The sequence below is a fragment of the Pseudobacter ginsenosidimutans genome, assembly GCF_007970185.1.
GTDB lineage: Bacteria > Bacteroidota > Bacteroidia > Chitinophagales > Chitinophagaceae > Pseudobacter > Pseudobacter ginsenosidimutans.
This window is the reverse complement of the sequence record NZ_CP042431.1, coordinates 3,151,263-3,170,091: the sequence shown is the minus strand read 5'-3', so window position 1 is coordinate 3,170,091 and position 18,829 is coordinate 3,151,263. Positions and strand designations below refer to the sequence as shown.

General features: G+C 48.6%; 15 protein-coding genes and 1 riboswitch. All 15 genes read right to left on the bottom strand.

All coding sequences use genetic code 11. The features are described 5' to 3' along the window. Positions 1 to 15: 15 nt before the first annotated feature. The 15 genes from FSB84_RS12895 to leuC all read right to left on the bottom strand — a co-directional run bounded on the left by FSB84_RS12895 (position 16) and on the right by leuC (position 18,818). Positions 16 to 1,416, bottom strand: a complete 1,401-nt coding sequence (locus FSB84_RS12895) for a TolC family protein (protein WP_192909910.1) — start codon at positions 1,414 to 1,416, stop codon at positions 16 to 18. Between the two features lie 287 nt (positions 1,417 to 1,703). Next, the gene (locus tag FSB84_RS12890) at positions 1,704 to 2,624 is read right to left on the bottom strand and encodes a helix-turn-helix domain-containing protein (protein WP_130544536.1); all 921 of its coding nucleotides are present in this window, start codon (positions 2,622 to 2,624) and stop codon (positions 1,704 to 1,706) included. Positions 2,625 to 2,698: 74 nt separating this feature from the next. Then, positions 2,699 to 4,750, bottom strand: a complete 2,052-nt coding sequence (locus FSB84_RS12885) for a peptidase associated/transthyretin-like domain-containing protein (RefSeq protein ID WP_130544537.1) — start codon at positions 4,748 to 4,750, stop codon at positions 2,699 to 2,701. Positions 4,751 to 4,765: 15 nt separating this feature from the next. Further along, positions 4,766 to 5,770 (bottom strand): FecR domain-containing protein, encoded by a 1,005-nt coding sequence (locus tag FSB84_RS12880; protein ID WP_130544538.1) that lies wholly within the window; start codon positions 5,768 to 5,770, stop codon positions 4,766 to 4,768. A gap of 12 nt (positions 5,771 to 5,782) precedes the next feature. Then, the gene (locus FSB84_RS12875; RefSeq protein ID WP_130544539.1) at positions 5,783 to 6,343 is read right to left on the bottom strand and encodes an RNA polymerase sigma-70 factor; all 561 of its coding nucleotides are present in this window, start codon (positions 6,341 to 6,343) and stop codon (positions 5,783 to 5,785) included. Positions 6,344 to 6,478: 135 nt separating this feature from the next. Further along, positions 6,479 to 7,054 (bottom strand): RteC domain-containing protein, encoded by a 576-nt coding sequence (locus FSB84_RS12870; RefSeq protein WP_130544540.1) that lies wholly within the window; start codon positions 7,052 to 7,054, stop codon positions 6,479 to 6,481. A gap of 321 nt (positions 7,055 to 7,375) precedes the next feature. After that, positions 7,376 to 7,520: riboswitch (SAM riboswitch) on the bottom strand. A 113-nt stretch (positions 7,521 to 7,633) separates the two neighbouring features. Beyond that, positions 7,634 to 8,890: a threonine ammonia-lyase IlvA gene (gene ilvA / locus FSB84_RS12865; RefSeq protein ID WP_262713805.1), complete on the bottom strand. Its 1,257-nt coding sequence runs from the start codon at positions 8,888 to 8,890 to the stop codon at positions 7,634 to 7,636. 283 nt (positions 8,891 to 9,173) lie between these two features. After that, positions 9,174 to 10,253 (bottom strand): ketol-acid reductoisomerase, encoded by a 1,080-nt coding sequence (ilvC, locus tag FSB84_RS12860; RefSeq protein WP_130544541.1) that lies wholly within the window; start codon positions 10,251 to 10,253, stop codon positions 9,174 to 9,176. A gap of 50 nt (positions 10,254 to 10,303) precedes the next feature. Continuing rightward, positions 10,304 to 10,900 carry an acetolactate synthase small subunit gene (ilvN, locus tag FSB84_RS12855; protein ID WP_130544542.1) on the bottom strand — a complete coding sequence of 199 codons (597 nt, stop codon included), beginning with the start codon at positions 10,898 to 10,900 and terminating at the stop codon, positions 10,304 to 10,306. Positions 10,901 to 10,925: 25 nt separating this feature from the next. Continuing rightward, the gene (ilvB, locus tag FSB84_RS12850) at positions 10,926 to 12,671 is read right to left on the bottom strand and encodes a biosynthetic-type acetolactate synthase large subunit (RefSeq protein WP_130544543.1); all 1,746 of its coding nucleotides are present in this window, start codon (positions 12,669 to 12,671) and stop codon (positions 10,926 to 10,928) included. 32 nt (positions 12,672 to 12,703) lie between these two features. Next, on the bottom strand, positions 12,704 to 14,383 hold the full coding sequence (gene ilvD, locus FSB84_RS12845) for a dihydroxy-acid dehydratase (RefSeq protein WP_130544544.1): 1,680 nt from the start codon (positions 14,381 to 14,383) through the stop codon (positions 12,704 to 12,706). A 104-nt stretch (positions 14,384 to 14,487) separates the two neighbouring features. Beyond that, positions 14,488 to 15,378, bottom strand: coding sequence for a branched-chain amino acid transaminase (locus tag FSB84_RS12840; protein ID WP_130544545.1), 891 nt, complete (start codon positions 15,376 to 15,378; stop codon positions 14,488 to 14,490). Positions 15,379 to 15,659: 281 nt separating this feature from the next. Then, positions 15,660 to 16,775 (bottom strand): 3-isopropylmalate dehydrogenase, encoded by a 1,116-nt coding sequence (gene leuB, locus FSB84_RS12835; protein WP_130544546.1) that lies wholly within the window; start codon positions 16,773 to 16,775, stop codon positions 15,660 to 15,662. 30 nt (positions 16,776 to 16,805) lie between these two features. After that, positions 16,806 to 17,402, bottom strand: a complete 597-nt coding sequence (gene leuD, locus FSB84_RS12830; RefSeq protein ID WP_130544547.1) for a 3-isopropylmalate dehydratase small subunit — start codon at positions 17,400 to 17,402, stop codon at positions 16,806 to 16,808. Between the two features lie 18 nt (positions 17,403 to 17,420). Continuing rightward, positions 17,421 to 18,818 (bottom strand): 3-isopropylmalate dehydratase large subunit, encoded by a 1,398-nt coding sequence (gene leuC / locus FSB84_RS12825; protein ID WP_130544548.1) that lies wholly within the window; start codon positions 18,816 to 18,818, stop codon positions 17,421 to 17,423. Positions 18,819 to 18,829: the final 11 nt, after the last annotated feature.

Here is an 18,829-nt window from a genome sequence, read left to right as displayed (position 1 = left end):
TGATCAGCTTGTCTATTAGAATTCATTCATGAACAGGTTCAGGTCGCCACTGGCGGCTGCTTTCAGCAACAGCGCCTGCCATACATTGCTGTAGGCGATATCCCTGTCTGTTTCCGCACGGTTCAGCGCATACAATGCCTGCGTTACATCCACCATATTGGTAAGGCCATTCCTGTACAACACGGATTTCTGCAGGTATGCATCACCGGCAGCTTTCAGCTGCACGGGAACTTCCTTGTAATTGTCCAGCGAATTACTGATGCGTGTGGCAGACAATGCCAGTTGCGCCTTCAGTTGCTGATCGGCCAGTTCATACTCACTCTGCAATGCCTGCGAAATGAATTTCTGTGAACTAACCTGCTGGTGTATGCGCAATGGTGTGGTCAGGTTCCAGATCATCCCCACACCCAGGAGATAATTGTAGCGGTTTGGCTCTACTCCCTTGAAATAATCCTTCGTATAGGCATCGAGGTTCTGATCAAGGATGCCGTAATTGTTATGGAATCCGGAACCTCTTCCCTGGAAAACACCGAAGAGTGTGAATGTGGGGTAATTGAATTTCTTCAGGTATACCTGCTGTTCATTGCTGAGATCGATGCGCTTGCGATAAAAGTCAAGCAGCGGGTGCAATTGCGTGGATGGCTGATCCTGCAATGCTCCGGGAATACGCGCGATGAACAAGGTATCCAGCTGGAAATCCTGTGCAGGAACACCCAGGTATCGCGACAGGATATTACCCTGCTCCTGTTCATAATCCTTTGCGCGGGTAAGCGCCATCCGCGCATTGCTCACTTCTGCATTGGCGAGTGAGGAATCCACTCCGGCATTCAGTCCGTTACGCGCCCTTACCAGTACCACTTCGCGGATCTGCAGGGCGCGTTCCAGGTTGCGTTGCCAGGAACCTGATAATCGTTGAGCCGCCAGCAGGTTCAGGTAAGCTCCGGCTACGCGGATGCTGTGCTGGAACTGTTCCTGGTGGAAATCGCTTTCATCACGGGCCAGTGTGGCTTTGGATACTTCGATCTTTTCCTTTGCCTTTCCAAAACTGAAAAAATCCCAGCTCACGTTGGCGAGGTACAATGCGCCGAAAGCAGCATTGTAATTCTGCGATGAAAGCGCAGGTCCGGCAGAAGCAACTGCGCCTCCCCGGTAGCCATACAAGGGACCTGTTTGTCCGTTCACGGTTCCGTAATCCTGTTGCCAGCTGAGATTCAGGTCTGGCAGATATTCTTTTTTCGACTGTTGCACCGAGGCTCCGGAAGCTTTCGCATACTGTTCCTTCGCCCTGATGGTGCCGTAATTCTTCATGGCTGTCTGCACAGCGTCTTTGAGCGTAAGCGTCTGCGCCATCGTATGCGTTGCGCTAAAAAGCAACAGGGCAACTCCGGCCAGGTTCTTCATGTGTTTAGCTGACATGCATTGAAACAATTGGTTGTGAAGATCTGCAGGCAGCGGCTTGTATAGTCAGGGCAATACAATCCACTGATCCGTCAGGATCGTGTTTTTGTTTACACTTTAAGAATGGATGCAAGATGGCAAGATGCTCTTAACCCGCCTTTTCGCTGCAGTTGCGCTGGGTGCCTGCTTCAGAAGGAATCAGGAAACTGCAATAGCGGTGTGTGGCGCCGGCGTGTTTTAAAAAGTAAAAGTAAGAAGGATGCAGTTCTTTTCAGTTGAACTTTTCAAACAATAACTTATAAAAATCAAACAACAGCCTGTTCAGCCCTGAAATTATTGGGGCTGGAACCTGTTTGTTTTTTGAAGAAATTAGTAAAATATGCAGGATGTTCATATCCCAGACTATAGGCAACCTCGGAAACATTCCATTTGGTATGCATTAACAACGCTTTAGCTTCCTTTGTTATACGTTCCGCAATATGCTCGGTAGTGGTCTTTCCGGTAACCTCTTTCACTGCGCGATTGAGGTGGTTTGCGTGAATATTCATATGCTTCGCGTAATCACTGGCCGTCTTTAAACAAAGCACATGATCCTGTGTATCGATGGGGAATTGTCGTTCCAGCAATTCGATGAACAACGCAGCAATACGGGTGGCCGCATTGGGATGTGAGTAAGTGATACTTCCCCGCTGCGTTTTCATGGCCTCATGCAGAATGAGGTTCACATAATTCCGCAGTACATCATATTTATGAACATACTCAGATTCAATCTCAGCCAGCATCCTGGTGAAGATATCATGATAGAAGGATTTCTGTGTTTCATCAACGAACATCACGGGCTCGCTCCCGATCCTGAACAATGTTGAATCCTGCAGGCTGTCTGTTCTCGAAATAAAATCCTGGGTGAACAAAGTGAAGAAGCCGCATTGCTTTTCGGAAAGGGCTTCCCAACTGTAAGGGATATTAGGATTGGAGAACAACAAGGCATCTTTATCAATCAATATGCTCTTGTCTGCATAATGCAATACGCCCTGTCCGATCACCAGCGAGATCTTGTAATAATCGCGGCGATTGTAGGGCGTAGCAGCTTTACAACCAAGATCCTGACGACGGAATACATTGATCTGCCCAAGTGCATGACGCGGTGGTCCGCTGCCCCATGCTGCAGGCGTGAAAGCAAGATTATTGCGTTGGTGGAATTCCTGGATCGATTCACTTTTGGCCATATTCCAAAATTATGGAATTCAAACAATCGAATTGTTAATGTTTGGTTAGTGATTATTGCCCTGACCGAAACAGGTTAGAAGAAATCGATACCAGCGCTGAATCCGAACCAGGCTTTCACGCGGTCGCTGAATTTGAAATGACTATCAGGCGCCATGTCCAGCTTGAATCCATCTTTCTTGATGGTCTGGTCTGAATAATAAACAGAGAAAGCCGGGCCGGCAAAAACACTGATCAGCTTGTTGATCTTGAAATACGCGTTGACGTTCACACGGTTCAGGAGATTGATATGATCCCAGTCGCCCAGGTAGATATGTTGCGAAGTAAGTTCCGTATTCAGCGCCCATTTCTTTGCTACCGGCCATTCGCGGCCAATACCATAACCGAAGCTCCACGCTTTGTCAATTGTATCATTGCCATAACCCACACTCACACCAGCCAGCAGGATGCTGTACAATTTACTGTTACCGGTTTTGAATGCGCCATTGAAAGGCAGCACATCATTGGTATACAAACTGAGCTTATGATAACCTTTGAAAATGATATTGATCAAACCGATACTGTAACCATCGGAAGTATCGGCAATATTCACCAGACCGATCTGAACACCCCTGAGTTTTTTTGTATAGTTCAGCAAACTCGAGATCTGTGCGCCTCTCATTTCTCCTCCGTTGATATTGCCCAAACCCGCGATCTGCGCGCCATTCATATGTCTTCCATTCAGGTTCGCCAGGCCGCTGATCTGCGCGCCTTCGAAATCCTTCCAGTTGATATTCCCATTCCCGGCGAGTTGCGCTCCCAGGGTATTGCCTCGCGCAAAGTTGATGGTGCCAGCGATCTGTGCGCCAACAAATGCATTACCCGCCACATTGTAATTGCCACTACCCTGCAACCCCTTGAATTCTTTTCCGGCAAAATTGGCAATACCACTCAGTTGTACACCTTTGAATGTGCCTCCCGTATGATTGTAAATACCACCGATTTGCCAGCCATTCACATTGCGCTTCACGAAGTTGCCGATACCACCAATCTGCCAGCCATTCACACTATCGAGAACAGTATTGTGTATACCTGCAATCTGCACACCGGTAAAACTCTTACCATCCACATTGAGCAAACCACCGATCTGCACAAAACGTACATCTTTCTTATTGATATTGAACAGGCCACCCAACTCAAATCCATTCACACCACCGGAGTAACCACCGAGGATATTGAATGAAAAATTGTTGATCACCTGGCTGTTCAGTTTTCCATTCGAACTGATCCCTGGCACCAGCGATACCTGGTAAGGGCGAACAGTAAAGAATTTGCTGAGGTTGATACTTTGGATCTGCTGCATGGTGCTCACCAGGAATTTTCCCATGGCAGTTTTTTCCACCATCACGGAATCAGTCTTCCGGTAAGTGTAGAGCCAGTGCGTACTGTCCGGACTACGGACGGCGATCACGATGGAATCAGGCGCCTGGAAGGTATATGGACCAATGATGGTGGTCTGATCGGAGATCTCCACCGGCATGATGGTGATGGAAAGTTCCTGGTTGAATTTTGGACGAATGGTAACCGTGGTATCGGCATAATATTGCTTACTAACGGTGATGCTCGCCTGCTTATATCGGCTCTTCAGCTTCAGTTTGAAAAAACCTTCTGTATTGGTTTGCGCATAGGCCAGCTGGTCTTTTTCAAAAACGCTCGCATTCACTACCCGGTCACCGGTCTGGTCATCGAAAATATAACCGGAAACATAGTAAAGGTTTTCTTCACTTGCGGCCTGTGTGGTGATCAGCGGCACCTGGATGGGCCTGCGGCGGATGATGATATAGTTGCCACTCTCCTTGAACTCATAGCCTTCATTGAAAAGCAAGCGGAGGATATAGCCTACAGACCTGCTCTGCACATTAAGTGAAACCAGACTGTCTTTACGAACGATATTGCTGTTGTAGGAAAAATAGAAATTAGCCTTGTTACTGAGGATCTCCAGTACATGGGCCAGTTGCTGGCGATTCACTTCCAGCGTTACCGTGCGGTTCAACGGCGTTTGTCCCTTACCGGTTTGATAAAGGAAAAAGAATAGTAAGGAGAGCAAAGCGCAAAGGCCCGTCTTTTTCACATTGATTATTGTTCTCATGCTGCTGTACTATGCCTATTTCAGTATGATGAGGGAATCCTTTCTTTCCACGGTGATCTCATATAATGGATAGGAAGTTTCTACGATCATATCGAGCAATTCCTGCAACGACATATTGTAATAAGTTCCCGTGAACTGTATATTCCTGAATGAAGGATTTTCGATCCGGATATTCACATTGTAGGATTCGTTCATTGCCTGTACTAACTTCCAGAGCGGAGTATCATCGCAAACAAATTCGCGTGTCCGGTAGAATTTATAGAACTGATCTGTTACAGGTTCCTTCACCAGAACCGTATCACCGGTTTCGATCTCCAGTTTTTCTTTTTGCTTCAGCTGCACGGACTTTGCAGCGTGCTCCACTTTCACCATTCCGCTTTCCACCACCACTTCCGTTTTCCCTTTATTGCTTTTTACATTGAAGGAAGTACCCAGAACAGTAATGGTAACATCATTGATGGTAACGATGAATGGTTTCGCTTTATCTGCTTTCACCTGAAAGAAGGCTTCGCCATTGAGTTTCACAGATCTGTCCTTTCCCCTGAAAGCATCTGCATAGGAGATGGTGGAATTCTTATTGAGGGTAACAACCGAACCATCGGGCAGTGTTTCGGCCTTTGACTGGGTTTGCGTGGCCAGCACTACTTGTTTATTGGACTTGAATGGCACAAGAATAAAAAAGAGCAGGGCGGCCACTCCCACCAGCATGATAACGGCGGCGGCTATGCGCGTATCGTACCATTTTGTGCGTGCGGGTTCCACCACGGTCATTACGGGGCGGGTTTCTTCGCCACTGATCCGCTGCTGGAATCTTTTCCAGGCATCGTTCTCATTCACGGAACTTTTGGCTGCCAGTTCCTGGCTTTCGTCCCAGATGAATTTGAACTGCTCATAATAACGCTGATGGTCAGGGTTGGCATCGATCCATTGCTCCACCTCTTTCCGTTCACCGGCAGACGCCTCACCCAACAGGTATTTCACCAGCAGGTCATCACTTATATTGTAAAATTCGGCATTCAATCAGTTTTCGTTTTAGAGGTTGGTCAGGATTATCAATAACAGTGGCAGGAAGTCTATCAATTTGCTTCGCAGCAATTTGAGTGCCTTCCCCATCTGGTTTTCTACGGTTTTGATGGAGATGCCCAGCCGGTCGGCAATCTCCTGGTATTTGAGTTCTTCAAAACGGCTCATCTGGAAAATGGTGCGGCATTGTTCCGGAAGCTCGCTCATGGCTTTCCGCAACTTTTGTTCAAGGTCGCTCAACAATACTTTTTTTGAAGCAGAATCAGTCTGCTCTTTCATTTGATAAGAGGCATGCGCCTGATAGGCCAATCTTACTTTCTGATGTTTGATGTGATTCAGGCTTTCGTTGTAAACGGCCCTGTACAGATAAGCGGTGAGCGAAGTTTCAATCTCGAGATGTCCTTTCTTTTCCCAGATCTTGCAGAATACGTTCTGGACCATCTCTTCAGCAACCATATCATCTTTAACTATCGTATATGCATAGGAGTGAAGGCTCTTAAAATGACTTTTAAAAACATTCTCAAATGCTGTGCCCAGCAAGTGTGTACTCCCTGCTTCCGATACTGCCATTCGTAGATTTTGAAATCTGGCGCCAAAGATAACTGCTTCGCCCAATTGACCTTTATTAATATGACAACCGGAAAATGGCTTACCCCTATGGCAGTATGCAGGTTTAACTAAAAAAATAGCGGCACAACATCAAACTTACTGTGATTCAACCGTTTGAATTTTTCGTTTTACGTAGCTGAGGTATTTGTCGCGGGCCTGGATGGCGGCGAACAGGCCGTCGTGGGAAGAGTTGTTGTGAAAGGAGATGGTCCCGTGATGACTTCTGTATGCAACGGGCACAGAGGGATCTTGCGGATGGACTGTACGGACAAAATAAACTTCGTCCATTTCAGTTCTGCCCGTCTTGTAATAGTGATAGAATTGTTCGTTCTCTTCGAGGAATTTTTCGGCGTGGCGTAGCTCTTTTCTCCAGAAATTACTGATCTCCTGTACATCGCTGCCTGATTCCGGGTGGAACAACGCAGCTTTATACACCAGTGCAAAGTATTCCAGCATTCCGGTAAAGGCCGGCTTCACTGTTTTGAAGAACCAGATCTCATCATTGATGGTGCGGAACTGGCGATGATCCAGCAGTTGCAGTAAGGCATTCCAGTTACGTTCGCAAGTTTGAAAGCAGCATTCGATCTGTTCTTTCTCAGTGGCATACCGTTTACCGCAGTCTTCCATCTCAACCAGCATTTTTTCATACAGTTGACGATATTGTTCTCTCATAGCTCAGACAGTTAAAGCAAAGTACTTGCCCTTTGTTTCGCTTTGAAACATCGTATTACCCTGACCAAAGTGTAATAACCTGTTACAACTGTCCCTACGTGAATGCGGTTCTAAAAAAAAGCAGGGAAAGTAAAAACAATCCCTGGTTAGACCAAACGGTCACATGAGAAAATCTACTATTAAACAAACGTACATGTAAGCGCCCGGTACTGGGTTTCAGAGGAGGCGCAAACAAAAAAGCTCATCTGATATATAGTCAGACGAGCTTCAATTATATAGGAATGCCCATACAGGCATATTCACCATTCAAAGCTATACTCTGACTTATCTTTCCCCCATCATGGCAGGGGGTAGGAATTGGCACCTTTTCCAACAGTTATACAAACGACGATGCACTATGTCTGCTCTGTTGGAAGGTTGTCAAGGCGTCATCGGGCCCGTTTCCCTCTGCCTTTCTTGATAAGTTATTCCTTAGAACGTGGCAAATATATACATGAATCTCGTGGATTCATATACTTCCCGAAAATTTTTTTATTGTGTTATTACAACACTAAATCCTGCCTTTATCCAGAGAACCTGTTACACCAGATATCCGAAGAGCGTATCGTCTTTGTTCAGCTCAGTGTAATTGATCTGGTATTGCTGCATGTTCTTCAGCAATGCATCATAATCTTCCCGCTTCCGGAGCTCGATCCCAACCAAAGCAGGTCCGGTTTCCTTATTGTGTTTCTGATAATATTCAAACCTGGTGATATCGTCTTCTTGTCCCAGTACATGATTCACAAATTCTTTCAGCGCGCCGGGCCTTTGGGCAAACCGGATGAGGAAATAATGTTTCAGTCCTTCGTACTGAAGGCTGCGTTCCTTGATCTCCTGCATGCGGTCGATATCATTGTTGCTGCCACTCACTACGCAAACCACGGTCTTCCCTTTGATCTGTGCAGCATAGTCGTCCAGCGCAGCAATGCTGAGTGCTCCTGCGGGCTCTACCACAATCGCATCTTCGTTATAAAGTTTGAGAATAGTGGAACAAACTTTTCCTTCCGGCACCAGGTGCATTTCGCTGAGCACTTCCCGGCATAGTTCGAAGGTGATCTCCCCTACTCTTTTCACGGCAGCGCCGTCTACAAATCTTTCGATATTATCAAGCGTTACCGGGTGACCTGCTTCCAGCGCCTGTTTCATGCTGGGTGCACCTTCCGGCTCCAGGCCAATGATCTTTGTTTTGGGTGAATAGGTTTTGAAGTAAGACCCAACACCGGCGCTGAGGCCGCCGCCGCCAACGGGCACAAAGAGGAAATCCACTTCGCTCTGGTCTTCCAGGATCTCCAGCCCTACGGTTCCCTGTCCTTCAATGATGCGCAGATCATCAAATGGCGGGATGAAGGTCATGCCATTGGCTTCAGTGAATGCGCGTGCTGCTGCAGCGCAATCGTCGAAGGTATCGCCAACGAGCCTGATCTCGATATTATCTTCCCCGAACATCTTGGTTTGTGAAACCTTCTGATTGGGTGTAATGATGGGCATGAACACCACACCTTTCACGTTGAGTCTTTTACAGGAGAAAGCAAATCCCTGTGCATGGTTACCGGCGCTTGCGCATACCACGCCTTTGGACATTTCCCCCGGTTCAAGGCTGCTCATCATATTGTAGGCGCCGCGCAGTTTGTAGGAGCGCACCACCTGCAGATCCTCACGCTTGAGATATACCTGGGCCCCGTACTTACGGCTTAGATTATGCGAATACTGAAGGGGCGTTCTGTTCACCACTTTGCGCAGGCGCATAGCCGCTTTGTGGAATTCGAGGGCCGCCATCAGGTTTGTAGTAGTGCTCATGTTTTGTTGCAGGTTCAGGCGCCTGCCCGCCATTTTTGGGTGCAGTCGCTCGCGTCCCCGCGAGTGACAACTATTTTGTCGCCTCCGGCGACACGGTGCCCGCCAGAGGCGAGCCAATAAATGTCACTCGCGGGGACGCGAGCGACTGCTCTCCGAAACTACATCAATCATTGCAGGGGCGGGGCGGACAACTGCCGTGAACAGTTCCGTTGGTCCGGGGTCTGAAGCCCCCCATTCCGCAGGCTGGCCACAGGCAGCCGCCGCATAACCCTTGCAAAAAATCTTAATTGGCCGCTACTGCTTTTGCAGGTTGCGCCGCCTGGTTTTCAGGACGCAGACTGCGCACTGTTTTACCGGCTTGCCACAGTTCGCTTTCGCGGAGCTCTTTCAGTTCTGCTTCCAGTTTCTCACGATAATCAACCTGGCTGTTGCTGCTGATAGAACGGGCTGCTTCTTTACCAGCTGCCACACTCTCATACAGCTCAGTGAATACAGGCAGTGTAGCGTCGCGGAATTTTTTCCACCAGTCCAGTGCACCGCGTTGAGCAGTGGTAGAACAGTTGGCATACATCCAGTCCATTCCGTTCTCAGCCACCAATGGCATCAGGGATTGTGTGAGCTCTTCAACAGTTTCGTTGAATGCTTCAGATGGCGTGTGACCTTTTTTGCGCAGCACTTCGTACTGTGCAGCGAAGATGCCCTGGATAGCGCCCATCAGGGTGCCGCGCTCACCAGTAAGATCGGAGAATACTTCTTTCCTGAAATCAGTTTCAAACAGGTAACCGCTACCGATAGCGATGCCCAGCGCCACCACTCTTTCAAAAGCGCGGCCTGTTGCATCCTGGAAGATAGCGTATGAGCTGTTCAGACCACGGCCCTGCAGGAACATCCTGCGGAGTGATGTACCGGAACCTTTGGGCGCTACGAGGAACACGTCCACATCAGCAGGAGGAATGATACCGGTCTGATCATTATAAGTGATACCGAAGCCATGAGAGAAATACAGGGCTTTGCCGGGAGTCAGATATTTCTTTACTGTAGGCCACATGGCGATCTGTGCAGCATCGCTGAGCAGATAGCAGATCACGGTTCCGCGTTGCAGCGCTTCTTCGATCTCGAAGAGGGTTTCACCGGGAACAAAACCATCACGAACGGCTTTATCCCAGCTTTTTGAATTCTTGCGCTGGCCTACAATCACATTCACACCATTGTCTTTTTGATTGAGGGCTTGTCCGGGACCTTGCACACCGTAACCGATCACGGCCACTACTTCATCCTTTAAGATTGACTGCGCTTTGGCCAGAGGAAATTCTTCGCGGGTTACTACATTTTCTTCAACACCGCCGAAATTGAGTTTTGCCATTGTCGTAATTGTTTATGGTTGTTAGAAAGCTTGGTTGCTTGTTATAGAAATTACATTGTGAATACTTCGTCATTGCGATTGAGGAACTCGTTCTCCACCACTTCTTCGCTGGGAACGGTTTCTTCAAATTCTTTCAGCTTTTCGTGGAAGCCGCTGCTGGCCTTGATGATGGCCACACGTGCACTCCTTACGAACTCGATGAGCCCATAAGGTTCCAGTACGGAGATGAGCTTATCGGTCTCTTCGCGGTGACCAGTGGTCTCAAACACGGTGTAATCCTTACGGATCACAACAGCGCGTGCACCGTACTCGCGGAGCAGCCTTTCCACTTTTACTTTTTCTGCGATCTCGTCTGTAGGAACCTTGTACATGGCCAGTTCCTGCCATACGATCTCGTCGCCGGTATTGTAGTAGGCGCGCAATACTTCCACCTGCTTCTCGATCTGGCGTACCAGCTTCTTCACCACCTCCTCGAATTCATTGATCACGATGGTGAAGCGATGGATCCCATCCACTTCACTGGGTGAAGTGTTGAGGCTTTCAACATTTATTTTCCTGCGTGAAAACATGATGGCAATGCGGTTGAGCAGGCCGATCTGGTTTTCGGTATATACTGTTACTGTGAATTCCTGTTTCGAAGTTGACATACGTTTGAATTGAATGGTCCTGTTTTTATTTCAGTCTGATCTCCGCTACACTGCAACCCTGTGGCACCATCGGGAACACATTGTTCTCCTTGCCTACTTTCACTTCCAGCAGGTAAGAGCCCTTGTGGTCCAGCATGGTTTGCAATGCAGCTCTCAGTTCTGCACGATCGCTGGTGCGGTAGCCATCGATATAATAAGATTTTGCGAGGGCCACAAAATCAGGACTGGTGATATTCACAAAGGAATAGCGCTTGTCGTGGAAGAGTTGCTGCCACTGGCGCACCATTCCGAGGAACTCGTTGTTGAGGATGAGGATCTTCACATCTATGCCACTCTGCATGATAGTGCCGAGCTCCTGCAATGTCATCTGGAAGCCTCCATCTCCTATAACGGCCACCACTGTACGATCCGGCGCACCGAATTTGGCGCCGATAGCAGCAGGTAATGCAAAGCCCATCGTTCCCAATCCACCACTGGTGATATTGCTGCGGCTCTGCGTGAATTTCGCGTAGCGGCAGGCTACCATCTGGTGCTGGCCTACATCTGTTACCACCACTGCATCTCCGCCGGTAAGCTCGTTGAGCACGCGGATCACTTCACCCATTGTGAGGATATCTGTTTCAGGATGCAGCTCAGGATGAATACACTGATCTATTTCCTGCTGCTCAAAGTCGCGGAACTTCTGCAACCATTGCGGATATACTTTTGGTTCGATGAGCTCTGTGAGCAGTGGTAATGTTTCTTTACAATCGCCCCAGACAGGAACGGTTGCTTTTACATTTTTATCGATTTCTGCGGGATCGATATCGAGATGGATCACTTTCGCCTGCTTGGCGTATTTGTCGAGACGGCCGGTTACACGGTCATCAAAGCGCATTCCGATAGCAATGAGTACATCGCATTCATTGGTGAGTACATTCGGACCATAATTACCGTGCATACCCAGCATACCCACGTGCTGCGGATGATCAGTTGGCAGTGAGCTCAAACCCATGATGGTGGCGGCTGCGGGGATACCGCTCTTCTCCAGGAACTTCTTGAATTCCTGCTCTGCCTTACCGAGGATCACACCCTGACCAAAAAGAATGAAAGGCTTCTCTGCTGCATTGATCAGTTCGGCTGCTTCTTTCACGTACTCCTTGCGAACGATCGGTTTAGGACGATAACTGCGGATATGCTCGCATTTGGTATATCCTTCGTAATCGAATTTTTGCAGTTGTGCATTTTTCGTGATATCGATCAATACAGGACCGGGGCGACCGGTGCGTGCGATGTAAAAAGCTTTCGCCATTACAGCCGGGATCTCCGTTGCATCGGTCACCTGGTAATTCCATTTGGTAACCGGAGTAGTGATATTGATCACATCTGTTTCCTGGAAGGCATCGGTACCCAGCAGGTGTGCAAACACCTGACCGGTGATGGCAACCACCGGTGTACTGTCTATCATGGCATCGGCCAGACCAGTCACCAGGTTGGTAGCACCGGGGCCACTGGTGGCAAACACCACGCCCACATTCCCGGATGTTCTCGCAAACCCTTGCGCAGCGTGGATCCCACCCTGCTCATGACGAACGAGGATATGTTTCAGTTTCTCCTGGTAATCATACAGTGCATCATAGATAGGCATGATAGCGCCGCCGGGGTAGCCAAAAATGGTATCCACCCCTTCTGCGATGATCGCCTCCAGCACGGCTACTGAACCACTGACAGTAGTGGTGGAGGCTTTTTTCTCTTCCGTAGGCTGTGTGGGCGCTGCCGTTGTTGTGCTCATAATTTATTTTTTAATGTTGGAGGTTAAGTTGATTATGCTTCATCGGTTACACATCCTTCCGCTGCATTCTTAACACTCTTCGCGTATTTGAATAGAATTCCTTTTGTTACTTTCAATGCCGGCTGTTTCCAGGCCGCTTTTCTTTTTTCGATCTCTTCTTCAGACACTTTCAGCGTGATGGTGTTCTTCACTGCATCCAGTTCAATTGGATCATCATCCTGTACCAGTGCGATCAATCCACCTTCATAAGCTTCGGGGGTGATATGGCCTACCACAAATCCATGCGTACCTCCACTGAACCTTCCATCGGTGATCAGGGCAATGCTTTTACCAAGTCCTGCACCGATCAGTGCAGAGGTGGGCTTCAGCATTTCCGGCATACCGGGTGCTCCTTTCGGACCAACATTCCTGATCACCACTACATCTCCGTGCTGGATCTTGCCGCTGTTGATACCGGCGATCAGCTCGAACTCTCCGTCGAACACACGTGCAGGGCCAGCAAAGAACTCACCTTCTTTTCCGCTGATCTTGGCTACGCTGCCGCCTGATGCCAGGTTACCGTAAAGGATCTGCAGGTGGCCGGTGGCTTTGAGCGGTGTTTCGAGGGGAACGATGATCTTCTGTGTTTCAAAATCGAGATCAGGTACTGACTCAAGATTCTCTGCGAGGGTTTTACCGGTAACGGTAAGACAATCGCCATGCAGCAATCCTTTTTTCAGCAGGTACTTCATCACGGAAGGAACGCCTCCATGATTGTGCAGGTCCTGCATCAGGTATTTGCCGCTGGGTTTGAAATCGGCCAGTACTGGCACCCTGTTGCTGATTGCCTGAAAATCGTCCTGTGTAACGGTAACGCCTACACTCTTTGCCATGGCAATGAGGTGGAGTACTGCGTTGGTGCTGCCGCCGAGGACCATGATGGTAACGATGGCATTTTCAAATGCCTTGCGCGTCATGATATCGGAGGGCTTGATATCTTTTTCGAGAAGGAGACGGATGGCTTTACCTGCTTCGATACATTCGGCTTTCTTTTCTTCGCTGAGGGCAGGATTGGAAGAGGAATACGGAAGGCTCATACCCAGCGCTTCAATGGCTGAAGCCATGGTATTGGCAGTGTACATGCCGCCGCAGGCGCCTGCACCCGGACAGGAATGCTGGATGATGCCTTTGAAATCCGCTTCGGATAAATTGCCTGCCAGTTTCTGTCCCAATGCTTCGAATGCAGAAACGATGTTCAGGTCCTGGCCTTTGTAGTGGCCCGGAGCGATAGTGCCGCCATACACCATGATAGCGGGCCTGTTCAGCCTTCCCATGGCGATGATGGAACCGGGCATATTCTTGTCACAACCCGGAATGGCGATCAGTGAATCATAATATTGTGCGCCACAAACAGCCTCGATGCTATCCGCAATGATATCGCGGCTCACGAGAGAATAACGCATACCTTCTGTACCATTGCTGATACCATCGCTAACACCGATGGTGTTGAAGATTAGCCCTACCAGGTCCTGCGCCCATACGCCTTTCTTGACGATAGCCGCCAGATCGTTGAGGTGCATATTACAGGTATTGCCATCGTAGCCCATGCTGACGATGCCCACCTGCGCCTTGGCAAGATCTTCATCCGTTAATCCGATGCCATATAACATTGCCTGTGCCGCGGGTTGCGTTACATCCTGAGTGATGGTGCGTGAATATTTGTTGAGTGCCATTGCTTTTTGTTATCGTTTTGTTTTCTGAGTTCGAGAATGATGGCCTGGAACCGGCGCCACGCCGGGATCTCCGTGGAGGCCCGCGATTGTTCTTTTCCGTTACATCAGCTGACGGCTACGCCGGCTTCTGTGACTTTTGCCTTATATAATTTTTGCAGTTTCTTTCCAATGGAATTTTCCCAGGGTTGCGGGAAGATGTAGTCGTCTATCGATTCAAAGCCTACCACTTCAGCTGCAGTGCCGCAGAAGAATGCACTGTCAGCGGATCTCAGTTCTGCCGGTGTAATTTTTTTCTCCTCTACTTTGATACCAAGCTCTTCACACATTTCAATCACTGTTGCACGAGTGATGCCGGGTAAGATATTTCCTAACGATGGCGTATATACGATCCCGTCTTTCTCAAAGAACATATTGGCTCCGGGACCTTCAGCCACATGTCCGCTCATATCCAGTAGCAGCGCTTCGTCAAAGCCTTTGGCCTTGGCATCCTGGCTGGCGAGGATGGAATTCACATAATGGCCTGTTGCCTTGGCCTGGATCTTGAAACCAAGCGGGTTGGGCCTTTGCCAGGGAGAGGTCATAACACGAAGGTTCTTTTCTCCCAGGAACAAACCCATTTCCCAAACGGCGATCACAATATTGGATTCGGTATTCGGATTGAAGCCCATATTGGCAGGAGCAAACACCAGCGGGCGGATATATGCGTTCTGAAGATCGTTACGTTTCAGAACTTCATACGTTGCTTCGATCAGTTCATCGGTACTCCAGGAGTAAGGCAGGTTCAGCGCTTCAGCGGATGCTTTCAGCCTCTCATAATGTTCAACTGCCTTGAAGATCCTTGTTTCGCCACTCTCTGTGCGGTAAGAGCGGATTCCTTCAAATACACCGTACCCGTAATGCAGGGTCTGGCTGTACAGATCGGTTTTGGCTTCGGCGGCTTTCAGGTATTCTCCATTATAATAGAGAATGGTATCCTGGTTGTAATAAGTTGGCATGACTTCAGATTTTTAAAATGACCAGCGTTTGTTAGCATAAAAAAAAGCGACCCGCCTCTTGGGAGGCGGGTCGCTATGTATCTTCAAACTTTTTAGTTATCGCTATGCACCACCTCCGTGAGTTCCGGGAATAATAATCACCACCACCACAATAATAATTGCGATGACTACAGAGATGATATTAATGATTCCGCTTTTGAACATAAATGAGATGATGTTCTGCGAATATACACCCGCCGGTCGATAAAAAGAACTGTAGCAAGCAACTTTTCGGAAAAAACTTAAATAATGGTTGATTTCCTCAACTCAATATTTGCTTTATTGATACCACCTGGCACCCTGTTGGAAACGTAATCACAGATCAGTTCCCCGATGGTGCTGGTGAAATAAAAATTAACGGGATCGATGTCTTTGGTAACGAAACTATTGCTCAATGTCCACTCTGCGGCTTCCCGTACCAGGGCCGCTTCCTTTGCCAGTCCCAAATGGTCCAGCAACATGGCAGCACTGAGAATGGAACCCAGCGGATTGGCAATATCTTTACCCGCAGCCTGCGGATAAGAACCGTGAATCGGCTCAAACAGGGCAGCGCCTTTTCCGATACTGGCGGAAGGCAGCAGTCCCAGTGAACCACTGATCACACTGGCTTCATCGCTGATGATATCGCCGAACATATTCTCTGTGAGCACCACATCAAATTGTTTCGGGTTCAGGATGATCTGCATCGCGGCATTGTCAACAAACAGGAAGTCGACAGCCACATCGGCATATTGTGCAGCGATCTCCTGCACTACTTTGCGCCAGAGGCGGGATGTTTCCAGCACATTTGCCTTATCAACCAGCGTCAGCTTTTTCCTGCGTTGTTGCGCATACTGGAAAGCGAGATGTGATACACGTTCGATCTCTTCACGGGTATACACGCAATCATCAGAGGCCTGTGTTCTTTCTTCGTTCACTTCTTTCTTACCGAAGTAGATACCACCGGTCAGCTCACGGAAGATCACGAAGTCAACGCCTTCGATATTCTTTGTTTTCAGCGGGCTCAGGTGATGCAAAGAAGCGTATGTGGTTACCGGCCTGATATTGGCGAACAGTTGCAGGCTCTTGCGGAGCTTCAGCAAACCTTGTTCCGGCCTTACTTTGGCGGTAGGATCATTATCATATTTCGGATGCCCGATAGCGCCGAACAGGATGGCATCGCTGTTCAGACAGGCTTCGATGGTTTCATCAGGAAGGGGATTGCCGGTTTTGTCGATGGCATCGGCGCCCATCAGACAATAGGTATAATGAAAGGTATGACCGAACTGTTCAGCAATGGTGTTCAGCACCTTTACGGACTGGCGGGTCACTTCAGGACCGATACCGTCACCTTCTATAACTACAATGTTTTTTTCCATAGTTTGATCGTTTCAGGGTTCAGAGCGTCCTTATTTGTGTTGTTGTTCAAATGCTTCAATGGCTGGTTTGATGCTAAGGAGATAATCGATATCATCATAGCCGTTGAGCAGACAGGTTTTCTTGTAATTGTTGATGTCGAAACTGCTTTGCAGTCCGGCAGCAGGAACGGAAATCGTTTGTGCCTCCACGTTAACCACCACTTCAGTGGCAGGATCTTTCTCCACGGCAGCAAACAGCTGGTCCAAAAACTCATCGGTTACCTGTACAGGCACCAGGAAATTGTTGAGGGCATTGTTGCGGAAAATGTCAGCAAAGAAACTGCTCACTACCACATCGAATCCATGATCCTTGATGGCCCAGGCAGCATGCTCTCTCGATGATCCACAACCGAAATTCTTTCCGGCAACCAAAACCTTTCCGGAGTAGGTTGGGTTATTGAGAACGAATTCAGCGCGTGGCTGGCTCTCGTCATCATTCGCATAACGCCAGTCGCGGAACAGGTTCTTTCCAAAACCTGCACGGCTGGTAGCTTTCAGGAAACGGGCAGGAATGATCTGGTCTGTGTCCACATTGGTTTCCCTGAGTGGCACAGCCCTGCTTGATACTATATTGATTGATTTACTCACGTTCTGATTTGTTCTTGATTAGATAAATTCTCTTACATCTCCTACTTCACCGGTGATGGCCGCTACAGCAGCAGTCAGCGGGCTTACCAGGAAAGTGCGGGCATTAGGCCCCTGTCTTCCTTCGAAGTTCCTGTTACTGGTACTTACGCAATATTTTCCTGCCGGGATCTTGTCTTCGTTCATACCCAGGCAGGCAGAGCATCCGGGCTGACGGAGCTGGAAGCCAGCTTCTTCGAAGATCTTGTCGATCCCTTCCGCGATGGCTTGTTTTTCAACCTGCTTGGAACCGGGCACGATCCATACTTCCACATCACTGGCTTTCTTCTTGCCTTTCACGAAACCTGCCACCAAACGAAGGTCTTCGATACGGCTGTTGGTGCAGCTTCCGATGAAAACATAATCCACCTTCTTTCCCTTGATCCTGCTACCGGGCTGAAGGCCCATGTAGTCGAGTGATTTGAGAAAAGATGGCTTCTCTTTGTCATCGATATCCTTTTCACCGGGGATCAGTCCTGCCACACTCACGCCCATTCCGGGGTTGGTGCCATAGGTGATCATCGGTTCGATATCTTCCGCTTTGATATTGATCTCTACGTCGAATTTGGCGTCGGCATCTGAGTAGAGTTCTTTCCATTGTTCCATTTTTCGATCCCATTGTCCGTTACCGGGAGCGAACTGGCGGCCTTTCATGTACCCGAAGGTCACTTCATCGGGGGCGATCATGCCTCCGCGTGCGCCCATTTCGATGCTCATGTTGCAGATGGTCATGCGGCCTTCCATGGAGAGACTGCGGATGGCGGATCCTGCATATTCAACAAAATAACCGGTAGCGCCTGATGCTGAGATCTGTGCGATAATGTAGAGAATAATGTCCTTAGATACCACTCCCTTGTTCAATGTGCCCTCTACATTGATGCGCATAAGCTTTGGTTTAGATTGCATCAGGCACTGAGTTGCCATTACCATTTCCACTTCACTGGTTCCGATACCGAAGGCAATAGCGCCGAATGCGCCGTGCGTACTGGTATGGCTGTCTCCGCAGACGATGGTCATGCCGGGCTGTGTAACGCCCAGTTCCGGTCCTATCACATGTACAATTCCCTGGAATGGGTGACCCAATCCGTATAATTCGATGTTATGATTTTTACAATTGGTGATGAGTTGCTGAACCTGTACCCTGGAGAGCTCATCCTTGATGGGAAGATGTTGCTGCAGTGTAGGAACGTTGTGATCCGCCGTAGCAACGATCTGCTGCGGGCGGAAAACTTTCATGCCCCTTTTCTCCAGGCCCTGGAAGGCCTGAGGGCTGGTAACTTCATGAATGAAATGTTTGTCGATATACAGCACTGAAGGGCCGCCGTCGATTTGTTGAACAACGTGCTTATCCCAGATCTTATCAAATAATGTCTTAGCCATTTTTTCTTTTT

Bases quoted from the DNA above. Each gene is read 5' to 3' on its own strand.
- ilvA (WP_262713805.1), bottom strand. From the start codon at position 8,890: ATGAGCACTACTACAAACCTGATGGCGGCCCTCGAATTCCACAAAGCG.
- ilvB (WP_130544543.1), bottom strand. From the start codon at position 12,671: ATGAGCACAACAACGGCAGCGCCCACACAGCCTACGGAAGAGAAAAAA.
- FSB84_RS12840 (WP_130544545.1), bottom strand. From the start codon at position 15,378: ATGCCAACTTATTACAACCAGGATACCATTCTCTATTATAATGGAGAA.
- leuC (WP_130544548.1), bottom strand. From the start codon at position 18,818: ATGGCTAAGACATTATTTGATAAGATCTGGGATAAGCACGTTGTTCAA.
- leuB (WP_130544546.1), bottom strand. From the start codon at position 16,775: ATGGAAAAAAACATTGTAGTTATAGAAGGTGACGGTATCGGTCCTGAA.
- FSB84_RS12890 (WP_130544536.1), bottom strand. From the start codon at position 2,624: ATGGCCAAAAGTGAATCGATCCAGGAATTCCACCAACGCAATAATCTT.
- ilvD (WP_130544544.1), bottom strand. From the start codon at position 14,383: ATGGCACTCAACAAATATTCACGCACCATCACTCAGGATGTAACGCAA.
- ilvC (WP_130544541.1), bottom strand. From the start codon at position 10,253: ATGGCAAAACTCAATTTCGGCGGTGTTGAAGAAAATGTAGTAACCCGC.
- ilvN (WP_130544542.1), bottom strand. From the start codon at position 10,900: ATGTCAACTTCGAAACAGGAATTCACAGTAACAGTATATACCGAAAAC.
- FSB84_RS12885 (WP_130544537.1), bottom strand. From the start codon at position 4,750: ATGAGAACAATAATCAATGTGAAAAAGACGGGCCTTTGCGCTTTGCTC.
- FSB84_RS12870 (WP_130544540.1), bottom strand. From the start codon at position 7,054: ATGAGAGAACAATATCGTCAACTGTATGAAAAAATGCTGGTTGAGATG.
- FSB84_RS12895 (WP_192909910.1), bottom strand. From the start codon at position 1,416: ATGTCAGCTAAACACATGAAGAACCTGGCCGGAGTTGCCCTGTTGCTT.
- FSB84_RS12875 (WP_130544539.1), bottom strand. From the start codon at position 6,343: ATGGCAGTATCGGAAGCAGGGAGTACACACTTGCTGGGCACAGCATTT.